The 333-nt window shown below is 69.4% G+C and carries 1 pseudogene; it reads left to right on the forward strand.

Going from position 1 to position 333, the window contains the following annotated elements:
• Nucleotides 1-333, forward strand: a pseudogene (locus EXE42_RS17400) (TIGR01210 family radical SAM protein); the annotation flags it as partial.

Here is a 333-nt window from a genome sequence, read left to right on the forward strand (position 1 = left end):
CGAGGAGCCGGCGGAGCTGATCAAGATCTACACCTCCGGCTCCTTCCTCGACGAGCGCGAGGTGCCGGCCGAGACCCGGCGAGCCATCGCCGAGACGTTCGCGGACCGTGACCGGATCGTCGTCGAGTCGCTGCCGGACTTCGTCGAGCGCGAGAAGATCGCCGACTTCGCGGACCACGGCATCGCGACCGACGTGGCGGTCGGCCTGGAAACCGCGACCGACCGCGTCCGGCACGACTGCGTGAACAAGTACTTCGACTTCGCCGACTTCGAGGCCGCCTGCGCCGAGGCGGCCGCGGCCGACGACGAGTTCGACGCCGACGTGGGGATCAA

Source organism: Halorubrum sp. SP3 (assembly GCF_005435195.1).
Taxonomy (GTDB): Archaea; Halobacteriota; Halobacteria; order Halobacteriales; family Haloferacaceae; genus Halorubrum; species Halorubrum sodomense.